Source organism: Massilia paldalensis (assembly GCF_044901715.1).
Classification (GTDB): Bacteria; Pseudomonadota; Gammaproteobacteria; order Burkholderiales; family Burkholderiaceae_D; genus Telluria; species Telluria paldalensis.
Genome location: NZ_JBJCIU010000003.1, coordinates 64,191 through 85,200, shown reverse-complemented (window position 1 = coordinate 85,200; position 21,010 = coordinate 64,191). Strand labels below are relative to the sequence as shown.

General features: G+C 68.4%; 14 protein-coding genes. 8 read left to right on the top strand and 6 right to left on the bottom strand.

Going from position 1 to position 21,010, the window contains the following annotated elements:
* The first annotated feature begins 1 nt into the window (after position 1).
* The 7 genes from cbiE (at position 2) to ACI1V7_RS15040 (ending at position 9,014) form a co-directional block, all read left to right on the top strand.
* Complete coding sequence (gene cbiE, locus ACI1V7_RS15070) at positions 2 to 1,318, top strand: precorrin-6y C5,15-methyltransferase (decarboxylating) subunit CbiE (protein ID WP_404532606.1); 1,317 nt, start codon at positions 2 to 4, stop codon at positions 1,316 to 1,318.
* Entirely contained in the window at positions 1,315 to 2,106 is a 792-nt protein-coding gene (gene cobI, locus ACI1V7_RS15065; protein ID WP_404532605.1) for a precorrin-2 C(20)-methyltransferase, read from the top strand. The genes cbiE and cobI overlap by 4 nt, the downstream gene beginning before the upstream one ends.
* A complete protein-coding gene (locus tag ACI1V7_RS15060) occupies positions 2,107 to 2,865 on the top strand; it encodes a cobalamin biosynthesis central domain-containing protein (protein ID WP_404532604.1) in 759 nt (252 codons plus the stop codon).
* A complete protein-coding gene (locus ACI1V7_RS15055; RefSeq protein ID WP_404532603.1) occupies positions 2,862 to 3,266 on the top strand; it encodes a cobalamin biosynthesis protein in 405 nt (134 codons plus the stop codon). Before ACI1V7_RS15060 ends, ACI1V7_RS15055 begins: the two co-directional genes overlap by 4 nt.
* Complete coding sequence (gene cobJ / locus ACI1V7_RS15050) at positions 3,263 to 4,270, top strand: precorrin-3B C(17)-methyltransferase (protein WP_404532602.1); 1,008 nt, start codon at positions 3,263 to 3,265, stop codon at positions 4,268 to 4,270. Before ACI1V7_RS15055 ends, cobJ begins: the two co-directional genes overlap by 4 nt.
* Complete coding sequence (locus ACI1V7_RS15045) at positions 4,267 to 4,635, top strand: (2Fe-2S) ferredoxin domain-containing protein (RefSeq protein ID WP_404532601.1); 369 nt, start codon at positions 4,267 to 4,269, stop codon at positions 4,633 to 4,635. Before cobJ ends, ACI1V7_RS15045 begins: the two co-directional genes overlap by 4 nt.
* Positions 4,636 to 4,802: 167 nt before the next feature.
* Positions 4,803 to 9,014 (top strand): ATP-binding protein, encoded by a 4,212-nt coding sequence (locus ACI1V7_RS15040; RefSeq protein ID WP_404532600.1) that lies wholly within the window; start codon positions 4,803 to 4,805, stop codon positions 9,012 to 9,014.
* 73 nt (positions 9,015 to 9,087) lie between these two features.
* On the opposite strand, the gene ACI1V7_RS15035 is transcribed toward ACI1V7_RS15040, so the two are convergent.
* The 6 genes from ACI1V7_RS15035 to ACI1V7_RS15010 all read right to left on the bottom strand — a co-directional run bounded on the left by ACI1V7_RS15035 (position 9,088) and on the right by ACI1V7_RS15010 (position 18,868).
* On the bottom strand, positions 9,088 to 9,900 hold the full coding sequence (locus ACI1V7_RS15035) for a ThuA domain-containing protein (RefSeq protein ID WP_404532599.1): 813 nt from the start codon (positions 9,898 to 9,900) through the stop codon (positions 9,088 to 9,090).
* A gap of 22 nt (positions 9,901 to 9,922) precedes the next feature.
* Positions 9,923 to 10,807: an alpha/beta hydrolase gene (locus ACI1V7_RS15030; protein WP_404532598.1), complete on the bottom strand. Its 885-nt coding sequence runs from the start codon at positions 10,805 to 10,807 to the stop codon at positions 9,923 to 9,925.
* Positions 10,808 to 10,809: 2 nt separating this feature from the next.
* The gene (locus ACI1V7_RS15025) at positions 10,810 to 13,827 is read right to left on the bottom strand and encodes a glycosyl hydrolase family 28-related protein (RefSeq protein WP_404532597.1); all 3,018 of its coding nucleotides are present in this window, start codon (positions 13,825 to 13,827) and stop codon (positions 10,810 to 10,812) included.
* 20 nt (positions 13,828 to 13,847) lie between these two features.
* A complete protein-coding gene (locus tag ACI1V7_RS15020) occupies positions 13,848 to 15,158 on the bottom strand; it encodes a GntT/GntP/DsdX family permease (protein WP_404532596.1) in 1,311 nt (436 codons plus the stop codon).
* 12 nt (positions 15,159 to 15,170) lie between these two features.
* Complete coding sequence (locus ACI1V7_RS15015) at positions 15,171 to 18,248, bottom strand: TonB-dependent receptor domain-containing protein (RefSeq protein ID WP_404532595.1); 3,078 nt, start codon at positions 18,246 to 18,248, stop codon at positions 15,171 to 15,173.
* A gap of 77 nt (positions 18,249 to 18,325) precedes the next feature.
* Positions 18,326 to 18,868 (bottom strand): gluconokinase, encoded by a 543-nt coding sequence (locus ACI1V7_RS15010; protein WP_404532594.1) that lies wholly within the window; start codon positions 18,866 to 18,868, stop codon positions 18,326 to 18,328.
* Between the two features lie 723 nt (positions 18,869 to 19,591).
* Between ACI1V7_RS15010 and ACI1V7_RS15005 the strand changes: the two genes are divergently transcribed.
* Positions 19,592 to 20,758 carry an MFS transporter gene (locus ACI1V7_RS15005; protein WP_404532593.1) on the top strand — a complete coding sequence of 389 codons (1,167 nt, stop codon included), beginning with the start codon at positions 19,592 to 19,594 and terminating at the stop codon, positions 20,756 to 20,758.
* Positions 20,759 to 21,010: the final 252 nt, after the last annotated feature.

Here is a 21,010-nt window from a genome sequence, read left to right as displayed (position 1 = left end):
CATGGATACCAGCCTCAACGACCCCAACCCCTGCCGCGTGATCGGCGTCCTCGACGACGGCGTCGCCAGCCTGAACGCCACCGCGCTGGCCCATCTGCGCAGCGCCGACGTGGTGATCGGCGGCGCGCGCACGCTGGCGCTGTTCGAGCACGAATTCAAGGCCGGCGCCGTTCGCCACGACCTCACGGGCCAGCTGAAGGCCGTGCCGGACTGGGTGCGCGCCGCGCGCGCCGACCACCTCTCCTGCGTGGTGCTCGCTACCGGCGACCCGCTGTGCCACGGCATCGCGCCGTACCTGGCCCAGCACCTGTGCGTGCAGGCGCTCGACATCCTGCCCAACCTGTCAACACTGCAGCTGGCCTGCGCGCGCATCGGCCTCGCGTGGCAGGATGCACGGATCGTCTCGGTGCACGCGCGCGACGCCGGCGAGTGGGCACGCGGCAGCCTGCCGTCGCACGGCCTGTATGCGCTGGCCCAGGCTGTGCGCGCCAACGCGCGCCTGCTGGTGCTCACCAGCCCGGACAACAGCCCGGACCGCATCGCGCGCCTGCTGGTGGCGGAAGGCCTGGGCGACGACTTCCACATGGCGGTCGCCGAGAACCTGCTGCAGCCGGAGGAGCGCGTGCTGGCGGAACTGAGCCCGCACGACGCGGCCGGCATGCGCTTCGCGCCGTTGAACGTCGTGCTGCTGTGGCGCACGGCCGCCGCGCCGCGCCCCGTGCGCTTCGGCCTGGCCGATGCGGAATTCGCGCAGCGCCAGCCCGAGAAAGGCTTGATCACGAAGCAGGAAGTGCGCGCCGTCAGCCTGGCGCGCCTGCAGCTGCGGGCGGACAGCGTCGTCTGGGACATCGGCGCCGGCTCCGGCTCCGTCGGCCTGGAAGCGGCGCGCCTGTGTCCCCAGGGCCATGTGTATGCCATCGAGAAGAACGAGGCGGATCACGCGATCGCGGGGCAGAACCACGCGGCCTTCGGCGTCTCCAACTACAGCCTGTTCCACGGCAAGGCGCCGGAAGGACTCGACACCTGGCCCGATCCGGACGCCGTCTTCATCGGCGGCTCGGGCGGGGAACTGGCCGGCTTGATCGCCGGCATCCTGCGCCGCCTGCGCCGGGGAGGCTCCCTCGTGATGAACTTCGTCACATTGGAAAACCTGGCCACGGCCACGGCGACGCTGCAGTCGCTGGAAGGAGAGGGTATTTCGTGGGACGTGCTGCAGCTGCAGGCCGCGCGCAGCAAGCCGATCCTGCACATGCACCGCATGGCGGCCGAGAACCCCGTGTGGATCGTCTGCGCGCGCCGTACGGAGGTGTCGGCATGAGCGGCACCCTGTGGGGCATCTCGCTGGGCCCCGGCGACCCCGGCCTGATCACGCGCGCGGCCTGGGATGCCCTGCAGCACCGCGACACCGTCTGGGTCTACCCGGCGCGCAGCGGCAAGACGCCCAGCTATGCGTTCGACATCGTGCAGCGCGCCGGACTGGCGCCGCCGGAGGAGCACGCGCTGCTGCTATTCCCGATGACGCACGACGGCGAGAAGCTGGCGCGCGCCTGGCTCAAGGCGGCCGAGACGGTGCTGCCCTGGCTGCGCGCGGGACGCGACGTGCTGTTCCTCGTCGAGGGAGATGCCAGCACCTATGCCACCTTCGGCCACCTGGCGCGCACCGTGCGCGCGCTCGACGACACCGTGGGCGTGAAGATCGTCGCCGGGGTGAACGCCTTCACGGCCGCCTGCGCCGCCGTCGAGGTGCCGTTCTCCGAGCAGGACGACACGGTCGCCATCGTGCCGGCCGCCTACGGCGTGAGTGCCGTCGACCGCCTTCTGCCCGACTTTGACACGCTGGTGCTGATGAAGGTGAAGCCGATCCTGGACGAACTGATCGACTGGATGGAGCGGCGCGACCTGCTGGCCGGCGCCCACTTCATCGAACGCGTGGGCGCGCCGGACGAGCGGCGCTGTTCCGCCGGCGAGATCCTGGCGCTGCGCGGCACCAAGGTCAGCTACCTGTCCCTGCTGATCGTCAAGCACCCGCACCGCATCCGCGGCGAACGCATCAAGGGCTGCCTCAGGAAGAGCGGCCCGCAACCTTTATCGATGGAGAACGAATAGATGGATGGAACGAACAACCCTGCCACGCCGCGCCTCTGCCTGGTGGCGATCACCAAGCATGGCGCCGCCCAGGCCGCGCGCCTGGCCGCCGACCTGCCGGATGCCGATATCTGCACCTCGGCCAAGTTCGCCGCCACCTTCGCCGGCCTGTATAACCCCCTGCGCGCCTACGACGGCGCGCTGCGCGACGAGATCGGCCCCCTGTTCGAGCGCTACGACCAGATCGTGTTCTTCGTCTCGCTGGGGGCCGTCGTGCGCCTGATCGCGCCGCACCTGCGCAGCAAGGACGAGGACCCGGGCGTGATCGTCGTCGACGATGCCGGCCAGTACGTGATCCCCGTGCTGTCGGGCCACGTGGGCGGCGCCAACGAATGGAGCGAGCGCGTGGCCGACCTGCTGGGCGCCGCGCCCGTGCTGACCACCGCGTCCGACGTGGGCCGCACGATCCCCGTCGACATCCTGGGTCGCCACCTGGGCTGGCGCGTGGAAGCGCCGAAGATCAACATCACGCGCGTGTCGGCCCACGTGGTCAACGGCGAACCGATCGCCTTCGTGCAGGAAGCGGGCAGCGCCGACTGGTGGACCCGACCCACGCCGCTGCCCGACACCATCCACCGCTTCGCCCGCTTCGACGAGGTGCCGCTGGACCGCTACGCCGCCGTGCTGTGGGTCACGCATGCCGAGGTGCCGCAGGAACGCTGGGATGCGCTGAAGGAGCGCCTGGTCGTGTACCGCCCGCCGCAGGACGCCGCTGCATGAGCAGGTTCACCGTGGGCCTGGGCTGCGACCGCGGCGTGCCGCTCGACACGGTGCGCGACGCCGTGCTGGCCGCGCTGGCCGCCGCGGGCGCGCGCCCGGACCAGGTCGCGGCCGCCGCCAGCATCGCCCTGAAGCGCGACGAGGCCGCGTTCCTGGCGCTGGCGCGCGAGCTGGGCTGGCCCCTGCATTTCTATGAAGCGCACGAACTGGCCGCCGTGCCGGTGCCGAATCCGTCCGAGACGGTGCGGCGCTACACGGGCACGCCGTCCGTCAGCGAGGCGGCTGCGCTGCTGGCCGCCGGACCGGATGCGCCGATGAGCGCGCTGGTCGTCGAAAAATACAAACACCGGGGCGCCGATGGCCGCAATGCCACCGTCTCGATCGCAAGGATGAACACATGAACGATGCACAGGACATCACGACCGACCTGCCGGCCGCAGGCAAGATCATGCTGGTGGGGATCGGCCCCGGCAGCGTGGACCACATGACGCAGCGCGCCAGGGCCGCCATCGCCGAAGCCGACGTCGTGATCGGCTACGTCACCTACATCAAGCTGGTGGCCGACCTCATCGAGGGCAAGGAGATCATCCGCAAGTCGATGACGGAGGAACTGGACCGCGCCGTCAGCGCGCTGGAGGCGGCCCGTGCCGGCAAGAAGGTCGCCCTGATCTCGTCGGGCGACGCCGGCGTCTACGGCATGGCCGGCCCGACCTACGAGGTGCTGTTCCAGTCCGGCTGGACGCCGGACGACCCCGTGCAGGTCGAGATCGTCCCCGGCGCGTCGGCGCTGAACAGCTGCGCCGCGCTGGTCGGCGCGCCGCTGACGCACGACTTCTGCGCGATCTCGCTGTCCGACCTGCTCACGCCCTGGCCGACCATCGCGCGCCGCCTGGATGCGGTGGCGATGGCCGACTTCGTCGTCGCGCTGTACAACCCCAAGAGCGGCCGCCGCACGCGCCAGATCGTCGAGGCGCAGCGCCTGTTCCTGCGCCACCGCCGCCCGGACACGCCGGTCGCCATCGTGAAGAGCGCCTACCGCCGCCGCGAGAACATCGTGTTCACCACGCTCGATGCGATGGCGGAGGCGGACATCGGCATGCTCAGCACCGTCCTGATCGGCAACAGCAATACCTTCGTGAAGCATGGCCTGATGGTCACGCCGCGCGGCTACGCCAACAAGTACGACATGGAAGGCGGCGCGACACGCGAGGGCGAACGCGCCGGCCGCTCGCTGTCGACGGGCCTCCTGGGCTGGCTCGACGCCTTGCGCGCGGAATACGATGCCGGCGACGACATCGCCGTGCTGGCGGCACGCTACCGCCTGCCGGCCGACTACATCCAGGCCACGCTGGACGAACCGTGGGAAGACGAGGCGATCGCCGCCACCGAGGAGAATGAAGGATGAACGAGAACGAGAGCGGTATGGAAGCGGCGCAGGAAGTGGTCAAGCCGAAGATCGGCAGTTATCGCCGCCACCTGCTGGTCTGCACGGGACCGCGCTGCAGCGCCGACGGCGCGTCGCAGGCCCTGTTCGACAGCCTGGGCGACAAGTTCAAGGCCGCGGGCCTGAACGCGGGCGAGCTGCGCGTCAAGCGCAGCCGCGTGAGCTGCTTCGCCGCCTGCAAGGGCGGGCCGATCGTCTGCGTGCAGCCGGACGGCACCTGGTACTACAACGTCACGCCGGAGAACATGGACCGCATCATCGACGACCACCTGTGCCACGGCAGGCGCGTCGAGGACCTGGTATTCCACCAGGCGGGCGAAGACTAGCGACCGCTGCGCCGGCGGGATGGGCGCCCGGCGGGCGGCGTCGGCGGATTGCCACGGTGGGGCGTGGTGAATTCGATAATTGGTCGGGGAAGCGGCATATTTGCCGTACAATAAGGTGGCGATCGACATCATTGATCGCATTTTTCTTTTCCCCACCAAGCACGCCCATGTCCCCTCCACACTCGCCTTCCACCCCGACCGACGACCTGAGCTGGCTCGCCGGCGGCGGCGAGATGGGCGCCCTGATCCGCGCGATGGACTGGTCCACGACGCCGCTCGGGCCGCCCGCCACGTGGCCGCAAAGCCTGCGCACCTCGGTCAGCCTGTGCCTGTCCTCGACCTTCCCGATCCTCATCGCATGGGGGCCGGACGACATCCAGATCTACAACGACGCCTACCGCCCGATCTGCGGCGACCTGCACCCGGCATCGATGGGGGCGCCGTTCAAGGAAGTGTGGGCCAGCGCGCTGCCCGTGGTGGGCGACAAGTTCGAGCGCGCCCACCAGGGCGAAGGCACGTACATCCGCGACCAGCGCATGTTCCTCGACCGCTACGGCTACCTCGAGGAAGCGTTCATGACCTTCTCGTTCTCGCCGATCCGCGTCGAGTCGGGCGAGGTGGGCGGCATCTTCCACCCGATCTCGGAGGCGACGGCGGCCGTGCTGAGCGCGCGCCGCAACCAGTGCCTGCGCGACCTGAGCGCCGCCATCGCCGATGCCCGCGCGATCGGCGACATCGGACGCGACATCGAGGCGCAGTCGCAGAACATGGCGCTCGACCTGCCGTTCGTGCTGCTGTACCAGATCGATCCGGACAGCGGCAAGCTGCTGCTGCGCGCCGGCGCGGGCATGGACGCGCACGCCCATCTGGCCCCGCCCGTGGCGGAGCTGGACGACGCGCTGTGGCCGTTCGCGCGCACGCAGCGCGAACGCAGCGCCCAGCAGGTCGACGGCCTGGCCGCGCGCTTCGGCGACGTCAAGTGCGGGCCCTACGACGTGCCGCCGGACTCGGCGATCGTGCTGCCGGTCACGGCGCCGGGCCAGCCGGAACTGTACGGCTTCGTGGCGGCGGGCGTGAGCGCCGCGCGCGCCCTCGATGCCGAGTACCTGAATTTCTACGAACTGCTGGGTGCCGCCATCAACACGGCGGTCGGCAACGTGGTCGCCTACGAAAAGGAGCAGCGCCGCGCCGAGGAGCTGGCCCAGATCGACCGCGCCAAGACCGCCTTCTTCTCCAACGTCTCGCACGAGTTCCGCACGCCGCTGACGCTGATCCTGGGACCGCTCGACGACGCCCTGTCGGACCGCGAGGAAGCGCTGTCCCCGCTCCAGCGGCGCCGCATCGACGTCACCCACCGCAACGCGCTGCGCCTGCTGAAGCTGGTGAACTCGCTGCTGGACTTCTCGCGCATCGAGGCGGGCCGCGTGCAGGCCAACTACGAACCGCTCGACCTGGCGCGCCTGACGGGCGACCTGGCCAGCGTGTTCGAATCGGCGATGGAAAAGGGCGGCCTGGATTACCGCCTCGACCTGCAGGACCTGGGCGAGCCGGTCTACGTCGACCGCGACATGTGGGAAAAGATCGTCTTCAACCTGCTGTCGAATGCCTTCAAGTTCACGCTGCACGGCGGCGTCTCCGTCAGCCTGGCACGCCACGGCGACGTGGCGCGGCTGTCGGTGCGCGATACCGGCAGCGGCATCCCGGAGGCGGAGCTGCCGCGCGTGTTCGAGCGTTTCCACCGCATCGAGGGCACGCCCGGCCGCACCTTCGAGGGTACCGGCATCGGCCTGGCGCTGATCCAGGAACTGGTGCGCCTGCACGGCGGCACGATCGCCGTCGACAGCGCGCTGGGGGAGGGGACGGAGTTCGTCGTCGACATCCCGTTCGGCTACCACCACCTGCCCGAGGAACGCATCGTGCATGCGCAGGACACGCGCAACCAGGCCTCGGACCAGGAAGGGGGCCGCATGGGCGCTGCCTTCGTCGAGGAAGCGCTGCGCTGGCTGCCGGACGAGACGGCGGCGGCGCAAGGGCGCGAGGTCGGCGAGGGACCAGTACGTGCGCCGGCGCGCGCCGGGGCGCCATCCGGCACGCTGCCGCGCATCCTGATCGCGGACGACAACAACGACATGCGCGCCTACCTGAAGTCGCTGCTCGACCCGCATGCGCAGGTCGCCGTGTGCGCCGACGGCGAAGCCGCGTTCGCGCTGCTGCAGGCCGATCCGGAGCACATGCCGGACCTGCTGCTGAGCGACGTGATGATGCCCAGGCTGGACGGCTTCGGCCTGATCGCCCGCATCCGCGCCAGCGAATCGCTGCGCCACCTGCCCGTGATGCTGCTGTCGGCGCGCGCGGGCGAGGAAGCCAAGGTCGAGGGCCTGCAGGCGGGCGCCGACGACTACCTGGTCAAGCCGTTCGCCGCCAACGAGCTGCTGGCGCGCGTGCAGCGCCAGCTGGAACTGGCGGCCGAGCGCCGCGTGCAGCGCGAGGAGCTGGCGCTGCGCGAATCGTATTTCCACTCGATCATCGACGTCGCCCCCGTCATGCTGTGGACCACCGACGTCGACGGCCAGTGCACCTACCTGAGCAAGCGCTGGTACGACTACACGGGCCGCACGCCGGAGCAGGACCTGGGCCTGGGCTGGCTGGAGAACGTCCACCCCGACGACATGGACCGCGCGCGCGACGTGTTCCTGGACGCGAACGCGAGCCACGCCCCGTTCTCGCTCGACTACCGCCTGCGCCGCCACGACGGCAAGTATCGCTGGTTCATCGATGCCGGCATGCCGCGCTTCGACGACGACGGCGCGCCGGCCGGCTTGGTCGGCACCGTGGTCGACATCCACACGCGCACCACGCTGCAACAGCGCCTGGAGCAGGTGGCGCGCGCCGGCGACATCGGCGTCTGGTATGCCGATGCGCCGTTCGACAAGTACCGCCTGAACCCGCAGATGCAGGCTCACCTGGGCCTGGAGGGGCGGCGCGACGTGGCGCCCGCCGACCTGCTGGGCGCCGTCGACGAAGCCGACCGCGAGCGCCTGGCGTCCTGCATCGAGGCCGCCACCCTGCGCGGCACGGCGCTCGACCTGGAATTCAGGAGCGGCGACGGCCGGCGCTGGCTGCGCGCGATCGGCTGGTGCGACATGAGCGCGGGCAGCCAGCCGGTGCGCTTCGACGGTGTCACCTTCGACATCAGCACGCACAAGGATGCCGAGCAGGAGCTGCGCCGCCTGGCGGGCGAGCTGACCGAGAAGAACCGCATGCAGAGCGACTTCCTGTTCACGCTGGCGCACGAGCTGCGCAATCCGCTGGCGCCGATCCGCACGGGCCTGGAACTGCTGCGCATCCGTGCCGGCAAGAGCGCCGTGCCGGGGTCGGGCGAGGTGCATGCGATGATGCGGCGCCAGGTGGACCACATGGTGCGCCTGGTCGACGACCTGCTCGACATGGCGCGCCTGTCCGAGGGCAAGGTCGAGCTGCGGCGCGCGCCGGTGGAGTTACAGCAGGTGGTCGGCGATGCGATCGAGATCAGCATGCCGCTGGTCGAGGCGGGCGGCCACCGGCTGGCGCTGGACCTGCCGCCGCAACCCGTCGTGTTGCATGTCGACCGCCACCGCGTCGCCCAGATCCTGAGCAACCTGGTCAACAACGCGGCCAAGTACACGCCCAAGGGAGGCCGCATCGACGTCGCCGCGCGCGTGCAAGGCAACGAGGTCGTGCTGGCGGTGCAGGACAACGGCATCGGCATCGGTCCGGACATGCTGCCCCACGTGTTCGACATGTATGCGCAGGCCCACAACACGCACAGCATGGCCCAGGGCGGGCTGGGCGTCGGCCTGAACCTGGTGCGGCGCCTCGTCGAGCTGCACGGCGGCCGGGTCGGCGCCGAGAGCGGCGGTCCCGGCCTCGGCAGCCGCTTCACGGTATTCCTGCCGCTCGAGACGCCTGCCGCGGCGCCCGCCGAGGGCCCCGCTGCTGCTGCCGCCGACGTGGAAGACGCGGCCGCGCTGCGCGTGCTGGTGGTGGACGACAACGTGGATGCGGCCCTGACGCTGGGCGCGCTGCTGGAGATGAGCGGCCATGCCGTGCGCGTGGTGCACGACGGCGCCGCCGCGCTGGCCGAGGCGCCGCGCTTCCGCCCGCATGCCGTGTTCCTCGACATCGGCCTGCCGGACCGCAGCGGCTTCGACGTGGCGCCCGAGCTGCGCCGGGCCGAGGGCATGGAGGCGGCCACGCTGGTGGCCCTGACGGGGTGGGGTGCGGAGCAGGACCGCCAGCGCTCGCGCGAGGCCGGCTTCGACGCCCACCTCACCAAGCCGGCCGACTTCGACAGCGTGGAAGCGCTGCTGCGCGGGACGGCGGCGCGGCGGGCGGATTAGGAGCCGTGTTTTTGTTGAACTAAACATCGTCGCCCCTGCGCAGGCAGGGGCGACGTAGTAATGTGGCCGGACCCTAGCGGCTGGCCGCCTGGCCCTTCCCGGTCGCCGCCCACCAGATGCCGCCCATCAGGTGGTTCAGGTACTGCGGATCGCGGTACATCTCGCCGTTGTGGCCCAGCGTGGTGACGAACACGCGGCCCTTCTCGACCTCGTGGTACCAGGCCACCGGGTGGTCCTTGCCCATGCCCTTGGACACCTGGCCCGGCCAGATCTTTTCCGGATCGTAGGTGCTCTCGTCCACGTTCAGCACGGGGTGGATCGTGATCTTGTACGGGTTGGTGGTGACGTACCACTCATCGCTCCACATCCAGCGCTGCGGGATGCCGTAGGCGGCCGGGAAGCCCCGGTCGACGACGTCGACGGCGGCCGTCTGCAGCATCGGATGGTTGGTAAAGGAGCGGCCCACGAGCTTTTCGTACCAGACCCAGTTGTTCGGCGGCGTGATCGCGGCGCGGTGCACGACGACGGCATTGCCGCCTTCGCGCATGTACTGCTCGAACTTCGCGCGCTGGGCCGGGTTCAGCTCTTCGCCGGGGGTATTCAGGAACACCACCGCCGCGTACTGCTTCAGGTCGCCCTCGAACATCTCGGGCTTGTTGGTGTAGGTGAGCTGGAACGCGTGCAGCTTGGCCAGGTGCTCCAGGCTGTCGCGCGCCACCGGGATGTATTCGTAGTGGTATTTGTTCGGAATGGCCAGCACCAGCACCTTGTACTGGATGTCGGTGCCGGCACCCGGCGCCAGCGTGAGCGTGGCGGCCGGCACGGTGGCCGGCGCCAGCGCCAGCATCGTTGCCAGCGCGGCGGCCGGTATCAAGACAGATTTCATTCGTTCTCCTGGATCAGTGCGTTCAGGGCGCGGGCACGCTGGCGCCGCGCGCGATCAGCCAGCCGCCGTCCGCCAGCCAGTCGGCCAGGCGGTCCGGCCAGTGCTGCAGCGAGACGCGCTCGCCGCGCTGGCCCATGTTGAAGGCGTGGTCGGTATCGGCGTACAGGTGCAGTTCGGCCGACACGCCTGCTCCGACCAGTTGCTGGTACAGCTTGAGGGCCGGCGGCATGCAGCAGCTGTCCTTCGACCCGGCCGCGATGAAGGCCGGGGGCGCCTTGTCCGCGGCCCTGGCCGGCGACCCTAGTGGGCCGGGATAGATGAGCACCTGGAAGTCCGGCCGCGCGCTGAGCTTGTCGACGGCATCGCGCGCGGGGGCCGGCGCGCTCTCCGGATTGTCCGCCACCAGCGATACCAGCTCGCCGCCGGCCGAGAAGCCCATCACGCCCACGCGCTGCGGGTCGACGCCGTACTCGGCCGCATGCGCGCGCACCCAGCGCACGGCGCGGCGCAGGTCGGCCGCCGCGTCGCGCTCGATGTCGTAGCCCGAGCCGCCGTCGCGCGCCAGCCGGTATTTCAGCACGAAGGCGGACACGCCGATCCGGTTCAGCGTCTTCGCCGCCACCATGCCTTCGTTCTGGAACACGAGCATGCGGTGGCCGCCGCCCGGCACGATGACGACGGCGGCGCCGTTGGCATGGCGCGGATCGGCGCGCGACACGGTGAGCGACGGGTCGTGGATGTTGCTGAAGTAGACGCCGTCGGCGACCTTTTCCGCTTCGCCGTGGCGCTTCTCGGAGCCGGGCGCGCCGTCCGGCCACAACTGGAACACTGGCGGGGCCGCCTGCTGCTGGGCGGCGGAAACGCCGCAGGCCAGCGCCAGCAGCAGGGGAAGGAAAGCACGTTTCATGGTCAGATCCGCGTCGAGTACAGGCTGTGGTGGGTGAGGATGAACAGCGTGCGCTTGTCCGCGCCGCCGAAGATCAGCTGCAGCGGGCGCTCCGGCACGTCGATGCGGCCGACCGGCTGCTTCGGATCCTGGCCGTAGACGAACACCTGGCCGTTGGCGACATAGACCTTGCCGTCCGGCCCCACGGCCGCGCTCTCGCCGCCGCGGTCGGCGACCGTCTTCAGGTCCGTGATGGCGCCGCCCGCGCCCAGCAGGCCGCTGAAGGTGCGGTTCTCCGAGCCGTTGGTGAACACGACGCGCTCGCCCACGCGGCCGTAGGTGAAGCCGTGGGTGTCGAGCGTGTCCGACCAGCGGTAGCCCATGTGGTCCGTCGGGCCCTGGCGCAGCACGCGGTACGCCGGCAACACCAGGCTGCCGTCGGGCGACACGTATTCCTGCGCCTTGGGCTTGGCGACGTCGCGCGCGAACATCTCGGCCAGCGTCGTGAATTCATAGGTCTTGAAGTCCAGCTGGTCCTGGAATTCGCCGTTCTGCCAGAAGTTCACGGGAATCGCCACCTGCGTGTCGGCGCGTTGCGCGACCGGCGTGGGCTTGATCATCGCGAGCTGGCTGCGCGGCGCGTCCGGCTTGAAGGCGTACACGCCCGCTTCCTTGCCGTAGTGCGACAGCACCATCAGGTTGCCGCTCTTGTCGATGGCGAGGTTGATCGGGTCGAGCGGGGCGTCGCGCACGATCGCCAGGCCGCCGGCCTGGTCCCAGCGGTAGATGCGCTTGAAGTGGCGGTCGACGAAGTACAGGCGGCCCTGGGCGTCGACGGCGGCGCCGGCGATCGAATAGAAATCGCCTTCCAGCTTGTCGACCTTGCCCTGGGCGGCGGGTGCGGCCGTCTGCTTGCCCGTGTAGTCGAGCACCGCGAACTCGCGCTCGCGCACCTGGATCTTGTGGGTGGCGTCCGTGATCGCGTTCTCGTACGGGTACTTGGAGGCGCGCAGGTAGGTGGCGCAGCCGTTGTCGTCGCAGGTGGCGAAGCCGCTCTCGCCGTTCACGTGCACGTTGCGGAAACGGATGTCGCTCGAGTTCTCGATGCGCACGGCCGTCGGCGCCGGCTTGATCGAGCGCGTGACGCGGTAGCCGTGGTAGTTGGCGATCAGGATGTTCTTCGAGTTGCGGATGTCGAAGGACACGGAATCCATGCCGTCGCGGACTTCCTCTTCCGTCTGCGGCGCGAGGAATTCCCAGTTCTGCACGTCGTCCAGCACGATCTCGTTGCGGATGTGGTGCTCGGCCGACAGCTCGTACACATAGCCCGGCGTCTTCGTGTTCGACACGTAGAAGCCGGCCTGGGCGTAGCCGCTCGGCGACCAGATGCCGGAGAAGGTGCCGCCGCCGTTGTCCGTCACCCAGATGCTCGGGTACTGGCGGTCCCACCACGCGGTCGTGTCCCAGTTGCCGTTCTTCTGGTACGGGTCGGCGCGCGAGCCGTCGTACAGGCGCGTGCCGTGGCCGCCCTGGATGCGCACGTCGTCCACCAGCGAACGCTCGCCCGCGCGCCACAGCAGGGCCACGGCGCGGTTGTTGACTTCCCCGGTGGCCAGGCCGATGCCGGAGACGATGGCGTCGCCGCCGCGCGCGCTCTCGAGCAGCGCCTTCGGTCCGTCGACGCCCTGGAAGGCCGGCGAGCCGTTCGGCAGCACCAGCTGGGTCAGGCCCGGGTGCAGCGCGACGATCACCGTGTCCGGCTTCATGCGGATCGTGTCGTTGACGAGGTAGAAGCCCAGCGGCAGGTACACGGTGCGCTTGCTGTCGATCGCCTTCTGGATCGCGGCCGTGTCGTCCGTCTTGCCGTCGCCCTTGGCGCCGAAGCTGCGCACGTTGGCCCAGTCCTTCGTCGGCGGCAGGGGCCGCAGTGCCGGCCCTTTTGCCTTGGCATCCTTCAGCGCCGCCGTCTTGTAGCTGGTGTCGAAGCGGCCCGGCGCGCCCAGCTGGTCGAGCTTCATGCCGTGGTTGAATGCCGTGACCTCGTAGTTGCGGCCGTTGCCGGCCAGCGTCTTGCCGCTGTCGCGGAAGCGCGCGAAGGTCGGCACGTTGCGCGCGCTGGCGTGCTCGAAGCCGATCTGGGTATAGACGTTGTCCTCGTTGCTGATGACGAGGGCGGCCTTGGACACGTTCTCGAAGCGCACGTCCTTGCCCCACAGCCAGTCGCCATAGCCGCGGTTGATCTCGATGCCGACCGGGGTGTTGCGGATGTCCGTGTTCACCAGCGTCAGGCCCGCCTCGTGCTCGCGGATGGCGGCGTCGCGCTGGCCGTCGAAGCTGGCATCGACGAGCGTGAACTGCCAGGCGGGCGAGGTCTTCTCGCTCAGGATGCCGTAGCGGCCGCCGTGGAATTTCAGGTCGTAGGCGATGTTGCCGACCTGGTAGACGCCGGCCAGGCCGGAGCCGATGTGGAAGTCGATGTGCGACAGGTTCGAGTGCTGGGCCGTGTGCATGCGCACGGCGGCGGCGGCCGGGTTGCCGTCGCCGATCTCGAAGTCGACGTTCGACAGCGCCGAATAGAAGGTGGAGGAATTGGCGTCGCGCACCGGCTTGTGCTCCGGGTCGAACGGAACAGCGCTGGGCACCGGCATCGGCACCTTGCCGACCGTGTACTGGTCGCCGCCCGTGAAGATGACCATGTTCGCCACGCCCTGCTGGAATCCCGGCGTGTTCGGCGCCAGCACGAACACGGGACGGGTGGCGCCCACGCCGTACAGGCGCACGGCCAGCGGGATCAGGAGGCTCTTCGTGATGCGGTAGCGGCCCGAGGGCAGGAAGACGATGCCGCCCTGGCCCTTGTCGGCGGCCGCATCGAGCGCCTGCTGGATCGCGGCCGTGTCGTCGGCCTTGCCGTCGCCGCGGGCGCCCTTGACGACGATGGCATGCGGGTCGTCGGGCATGGTCTGGTAACTGGAAACGGAAGCGGCATGGGCGGGCAGCGCCAGCGCCATGGCGAGCGCCAGTGCGGTAAGTCGGTGATTCATGTGTGTCCCCTCTCTCTTTTTTATCGAACGAACAGCGACAGCAACAGCACGAACAGCAGGCCGAATACGCCGACCAGGGTTTCCATCAGCGACCAGGAGCGGAAGGTGTCCTTCAGCGACAGGCCGAAATATTCCTTGAACATCCAGAAGCCGGAATCGTTGACGTGGCTGCACATCAGGCTACCCGCGCCCACGGCCAGCACCATCAGGTTGGGGTCGCAGCCGGAGCTCTGCACGAGCGGGCCGACGACGCCGGCCGCCGTCACGCCGGCCACCGTGGCGGAGCCGAGGCAGATGCGGATCAGGGTCGCCACCGACCAGCCGAGCAGCAGCGGCGGCACCGGCAGCGTGGCCAGTTGCGCGCCCAGCTCGGCGCTGACGCCGGAATCGATCAGCACCTGTTTCAACGCGCCCGCGCCGGCGATGATCAGGAGGATGGGTGCGATTTCGCGCAGCGCTTCCTGGGCCCCCTGCATCACCTGCGCCAGCGTGCGCCCCTGGGCGAGACCCAGCGTCCAGATCGCGACGAAGTAGGAGACCAGCATCACGACCAGCGGGTTGGAAAAGAAGGCGAGCGGCGCCGCCAGGTCCGGCCGGACCAGCGTGACCAGCGTGAGCGCGGCCAGCAGCACGACCGGCAGCAGCGCGGTGGCGAAGCAGTTGAAGGTGCCGGGTGGCGTCGTCTCCACCGGCTGGGCGTTGCGGAACATGGGCGCCGGTTCGGCGCGGATGTTCTTCAGGCTCATGGCGAACACGGGGCCGGCGATGATCAGGGTCGGGATCGCGACGGCCAGGCCGTACAGCAGCGTCTTGCCCATGTCCGCATGCACGGCCACGACCAGCGCCGTGGCGGATGGATGCGGCGGCAGGAAGCCGTGCGCGATCGACAGCCCGGCCAGCAGCGGCATGCCCAGCGCCACGGCCGGCCGCCCCGACTGCTGGACCAGCGAAAAGATCAGCGGCACCATCAGCACGAAGCCGACGTTGTAGTACAGCGGCAGGCCGACCACGAAGCCGGTGACGGTCATCGCCACCGGAATCCGGGCCGGCCCCGTCTTGCCGATCAGGGACGCGGCGATCTGGCGGGCGGCGCCGCTGTCGGCGATCAGCTTGCCGAACACGGCGCCCAGGCAGATCACGACGACCAGCGACCCGAGCAGGTCGCCGATGCCCTTCTCGATAGCGCCCGGGATCTTCGCCGCCGGCATGCCCAGCAGCAGGGCAGCGACGATGGCGGCGATCACGAACGCCAGCAGCGGCTGCACCTTGCCCCAGGCGATCAGCACGGTGAGCAGGCCGACGGCCAGCAGCACCGATACGATGTTCCACACGGTGCCGCCCGATCAGTAGTTGTAGCGCAGGCCGACGCGGTAGGTGCGGCCGACCACGTCGTACAGGGCCGGGTTGATCGCGAAGCTCGGGTTGGCCTGCGGCGCCGGTTCCGGATCGCGGTCGGTCAGGTTGTCGACCTTGAAGTACAGCATGAGCTGCTTCGAGATGTTCCAGCTGCCGCCGAAGTCGAGGTAGGTCGCGCCCTTCATCTGGTTGTTGTAGATGGTCGGGTGGATCAGCGTCGAGGTCGGGCAGTTGGTCTGGCACTCGATGAACTCGTTGCTGTACACGCCGTCGCTGAACCAGCGCTCCGTCAGGGTCAGGCTCAGCTTGTCGTTCAGCAGGCCGTCCCAGGTCTGCGAGGCCAGCACCTTCCACTTCGGCGTATTGCCAAGGTTGACGCCCGCGCCTTCGCTCGGGATCGTGCCGACCACGCCGGAATCCGTGATGAAGTGCAGGTTGCGGGTGGCCAGCGCGCGGAACGTGAAGCGGCCCGGCAGGCTGAAGGCATCGAGGTTCTTGCGGTACGCGGTCTCCAGGTCGAAGCCTTTCGCATGCAGCGACGCCAGGTTGAAGTTCTGCACGGTGACGTAGTTGTTGCCCGGGCTGTTCAAGACCATCGCGGAGCAGATCTCCTGGTTGCCGGCCGCGCACAGGTCGACTTCCTGCTGGATCGACAGCGTCGAGATCACGTCCTTGACCTTGATGTCGAAGTAGTCGAGCGAGACCGAGAAGCCCGGCGCCCAGGTCGGCTGGCTCAGCACGATGCCGAAGGAGTTGTTGCGGGCGGTCTCCGGACGCAGGTTGGTGTTGCCCACCGTGCGCTGCTGGACGCTGATCGCGTTGCCCTGGTACTGCACCTGGTTGTTGACGACGACGGGGGCGGCGAACAGTTCGGACAGGTTGGGGGCGCGCACGTCCTTCGACGTCACGGCGCGCAGGCGCAGGCCGTCGACCGGGGTCTTCCAGGTCGCGCCCAGCTTCCAGGTGCCGTTGCTGCCGGCCGTGCTGTACTTGGTCTGGCGGTCGGCCACGTTGATGTTGGCCTCGCCCCAGCGCTCCGACTTCAGCACCGGCACGTTGAATTCCACGTAGGCTTCGCGCACGTTATAGGAGCCGCCGCCGTTGTGGTAGTTACCGGCATACCAGTTGTTGCCGACGGTGCTGTTGAGCGTCGGGTCGGCCGGGTAGCCCGGCAGCGACAGCGAGTCGGGCGACACGCCGGCGCCGTACGGGTCGCCCTTGACCGTGTACTTCTCGCGGCGGTACTCGGCGCCCGTCGCCATCGAGATCGGGCCGGCCCAGCCGTCGAAGATCTCGCCGTTGATGTTGAAGCTGGCCACGTCCTGGCTTTGCTCGGTGCGCTGGATCGGGCCCGCTTCCGGCGCCACGTAGCCCCAGGCAGCGGCGCTGACCGGGTTGTTGCCGATGATATTGAGCGGCACGCAGCCGTTGGCGCGCGCCACCGCGTTGCGGCAGCCGATGGTGCCGTCGGCCAGGCGCACGGCATCGATCGCATTGTTGTAGCGCGTGTTGAGCGTGATGTCGTGGACGTTGATGTTGGTGGTGTTCTCGCCGTGCTCCGCGTAGGCGTCGTAGTTCCATTCGCGGCCGAACAGCTTGAACTTGCCGTCGGCGCCGATCACGAAGCGGCGCTGGGTGCGCGTCGGGTGCACGTTGATGTCGGCCGGGAAGATGGCGTTGGCGGTGCCGTACTGGAAGCTGCGGATATTGTTGGCCGCGCAGGCGGCAGCGATCGACGCCGGCAGGAACGGGTTGTCGCACTGGATCGTCAGGTTGGCCTGCTTGGCCGCGCCCGGGTTCGGCGTGAACTGCGAGGCCACCTGCGCCCAGTTGGCGGTGAAGTAGATCTCGTTGTCCGGATCGAGGTCCCAGGACAGGCGCGTGTAGGCGACCTGGCGCTTGAAGTTCATCGCCAGGTTGGTGCCGGCGCCCACGCTGCCCGTCAGGTCGCCGCCGACGCAGAACGGGTTGACGCAGTTGCTGACCTGGCCGTTCCCGAGCGGCACGCCGTTCGAGCCGTACTGGAACTGGTAGGGGGCGCCGCCGGCGCCGAACGCGGTACCCTGCAGCGGGCCGCTCGTGATCAGGCCGTATTTCGCGTACTGGTATTGCTGGGCGTGGTCGATGACGCGGTATTCCGGGCGGCCATCGGTCGTCTGCGACAGCGGGCGGCGCTCGTACACGGTGTTGCGGTACCAGTCGCGGCCGTTGGCGCCCACTTCGCCGAAGCCCGGCGAATCGATGCCGTTCTCCTTCGAGAATTCGCCGCTGACGGTCACGTGCAGGCGGTCGTTCATGAACCCCTTGCCCCACGCGGCTTGCACGGTGCCGCTCTTGTCGTCGTTGTACTTGGTCTGGCCGCCCTCGACGTTGGCCTTGAAGCCTTCGAACTTCTTGTCGGTGATGAAGTTGACGACGCCGCCGACGGCATCGGAACCGTAGGACGCCGAGGCGCCGCCCGTGACCACGTCGACGCGCTTGACCAGCAGCTGCGGGAACTGGCTGACGTCGGTGACGCCGGTGACGTTGGCGCCGACCACGCGCTGGCCGTCCAGCAGGGTCAGCGTGCGGATCGGTCCCAGGCCGCGCAGCGACAGGGACGAGAGGCCCTGGATGCCGCTCGAGGTGCTGTTGGTGCTGGTGGTGCGGCCCGTGCTGCCCTGCAGCGCCGGCAATTCCACCAGCGTATTGAACAGGTTCGGCTTCGCCGCCTTTTCGAGGTCGGCGCTGGACAGGCTCGTGGTCGGCGTCGGCTGCGAGAAACCGCGCGCGGCGATGCGCGAGCCGGAGATGCGCACGACGTTGGTGTTGGCAGCGGCGCCGGCGACGGGGGCCGGCGGCATCGTCTGCACGGCAGGGGTTTGCTGGTCGTCGGGCGCCGGCGGGGTGGCCTGCGCTGCGGGATCGGCGGGTGCCGGGGCCGGCGTGGCCTGTGCCGTATCGGCTTGCGCGGCAGCCGGCTGGGCCGCCTGCTGCGCCGCCTGCTCCGCATGGGCCGCGCCCAGCATGCAGCAGGCGCTGGCGACGGCGAGGTTGATCAGGGTTCTTGCTTGTGGTGTACGCATGTCTGTCTCCGTGCTTTTTATGTGGCCGGCGCGCCTCCTCGGACGGTGGGAGGCTGCGCCAATGGATGCGAACTAGTTCAATCCGTCCTTTCCGTGCCGGCGCCGATGCGGGCAATGAGCAGTTCTGGCGCCAGCGTGATGTCGAGGGTCATGCCGTCCTCGCCCGCCTGCAGCGGTTCGAGGTCGCGTAACTGGCTGTCCAGCAGCGACGGCGGCATGTAGTGGCCGGGGCGCGACTGCATGCGCTGTTCGATCAGCGCGCGCGGCCCCTGCAGGTGGACGAAGCGCAGGCCGGGGTCGGCCTGGCGCAGCAGGTCGCGGTAGCGGCGCTTGAGCGCCGAACACGAGACCACGATGCCGGTGCCGCGCTCGCGCGCGCCGCGGATCTGGTCGGCCAGGGCCTGCAGCCAGCCCGCGCGGTCGGCATCGTCGAGGGGAATGCCGGACGACATCTTGGCGACGTTGGCGTCCGGATGGAAGGCGTCGCCTTCGATGAAGGGAACGTCGTTGGCGTGGGCGAGGGCGGCACCGATGGTGCTCTTGCCGCATCCGCTCACACCCATGATCACCCAACGGCCCGTCGAAGCCGGCGGGGTGGGCGAATCGCTTGCTGGTGGCATGGTTTGTCTCCGTTTGGCTACCGTTAGCGCTATCATTTTTTTGACAAGTCTTTAGCAGCAAAAAAAGTTTGTAAAGCACGATTCATGCTGCACAGCAGTATGGCGAGCGGGCGCATCCTCCGGAATGACGGGCCGACGGGCGCTTCGTCATAGTGGCGAGCGTGATAGCGCTATCAATTGTGCGTGGCGGAATTGATTGAAAACGATGTGGTGTTTTCAACACAAGTGCCGCGCGCTGTATAGGATGGACCGGAACAGGGTTGAGCCGTGCTCTTCCATATGCGCTGTCGAGCATGTTCATACTTCGTCAAAACCTTGCCGTTACTGCCAGGAAGAGTGACTTGAGGTAATCATTTTGGTGACAAATACAGTTGTCGATGTCACCTTTATGTACTTAGGGAATATCCGGTATCACGCTGCTTTGTCGGCTAAATCCATCTCAACCGTCCCTTTATTGCCGAGAAATTCGGATAAATGAGGAGGATTTCGTGCGCTTTGTCGGGAGCCTGCAACGCTTTCGTACGCGGTTACAAACAGTAGGAATTTTTTTCCGCGTGGAAAACCAAAAATTTCTCCAGACGCGTAGAATTGCCTCCCATCAGATGCCCGACGCCAACCAATCACACGGTTGGCGTTGTGCTTTCAGACCCTGTTAGCAAGCAGTCACCAAGCCGCACGACGCGGCGGGTGCCGAACAACAAAACACTCATCACACCAGCCATCATGCAAACCCCTGTGCCCGCCACCAGCACTGTTTCGCGCAATCCCGCCATCGCGCTCGTCCAGCCGCACGCGCTGCCCATCCTGTTCACGCTGTTCGGCGTGATCATGGGTTCGTGGGCCGGCCGCATCCCGGCCATGGCCGAACGCGTCCACGTCTCGCACTCGGCCCTGTCGATGGTGCTGCTGTGCGGTGGCCTCGGCGCCGTGCTGTCCTACCCGATTTCCTCGCGCATGATGGGCTCGCTCGGCGCGCGCAAGACCCTGCTGTTCTCGGGCCTGGCGCTGCTGTGCGTGCTGATCGCGATCGGCGTCGCCCCGACCGTGCCGCTGCTGATGATGGCCGTGCTGAGCCTGGGCATCACGGCCAGCACCTTCGACGTCGCCATCAACTCCGCTGCCACCAGCCGCGAAACCCGTACCGGCAAGTCGGAACTGTCGAAGCTGCACGGCCTCGGCTGCGCAGGCGGCCTGGCCGGCGCGACGCTGGGCAGCCTGATGGCCAGCCTGCACATCATGCCGGGCACCCACTTCCTGATGCTGGCCGGTCCCTTGGCCGCGCTGCTATACTTCGCCTACACCATGCTGGACGCGGACGATGCGCCGGCCACCGTCGAGAAGAAGTCGTTCTCGCTGCCGCGCGGTCCGCTGCTGTTCCTGGGCCTGATCGGTTTCCTCGGCTCGATGGCCGAAGGCAGCATCGCCGACTGGAGCGGCGTGTTCCTGAAAGAGCATTTCGGTGCGTCGGACGGCCTGGCGCCGCTGGCCCTGTCGGCCTTCTCGGTGATGATGCTGCTGGCCCGCCTGGTCGGCGACAAGCTGAAGGCACGCTACGGCGCCCGTCCCCTGGTCACCAGCGGTGCGATGCTGGGTGCGGCCGGCCTGATGTTCGCCGTGCTGTCGCCGAACGCCTATTTCGCCCTGTTCGGCTTCGCCGTCGCCGGCCTCGGCCTGTCGCTGGTGTTCCCGTTCGTGTTCAGCGCCGCCGGCGCGCAAGGTCCGGCGGCACTGGCCGGCGTCGCGACCATGGCCTATAGCGGCAGCCTGATGGGCCCGCCGGTACTGGGCGCCATCGCCCAGGGCCTGGGCATGCAGATCGCCATCGCCTACGTCGGCGGCCTGGCAGCGCTGATCGCCTTCGTGGCCAGCCGTTCGCAGATGCTCAAGTAAATCCTGTTTCCTTCTTCGGAGGGCGGCTGCCGCGAGGCGCCGCCCTTTTTTCATGCCTGTTCGCCGGGCGGCACGGCATGGAAGGAGCATCCGGATGATAGCGCTCCCATCATACACAATCCGAGGCCTCAAAAAGTTGTGCTAATACATCATTTCTAGAAAGAATTTAAACTTTCTTTATTGAAAAATTTGACGAATCCAAGGAAAATGCCGCCTGTCTCTTCTGTTAATGATCTAAAAGCAAAGAGAAAC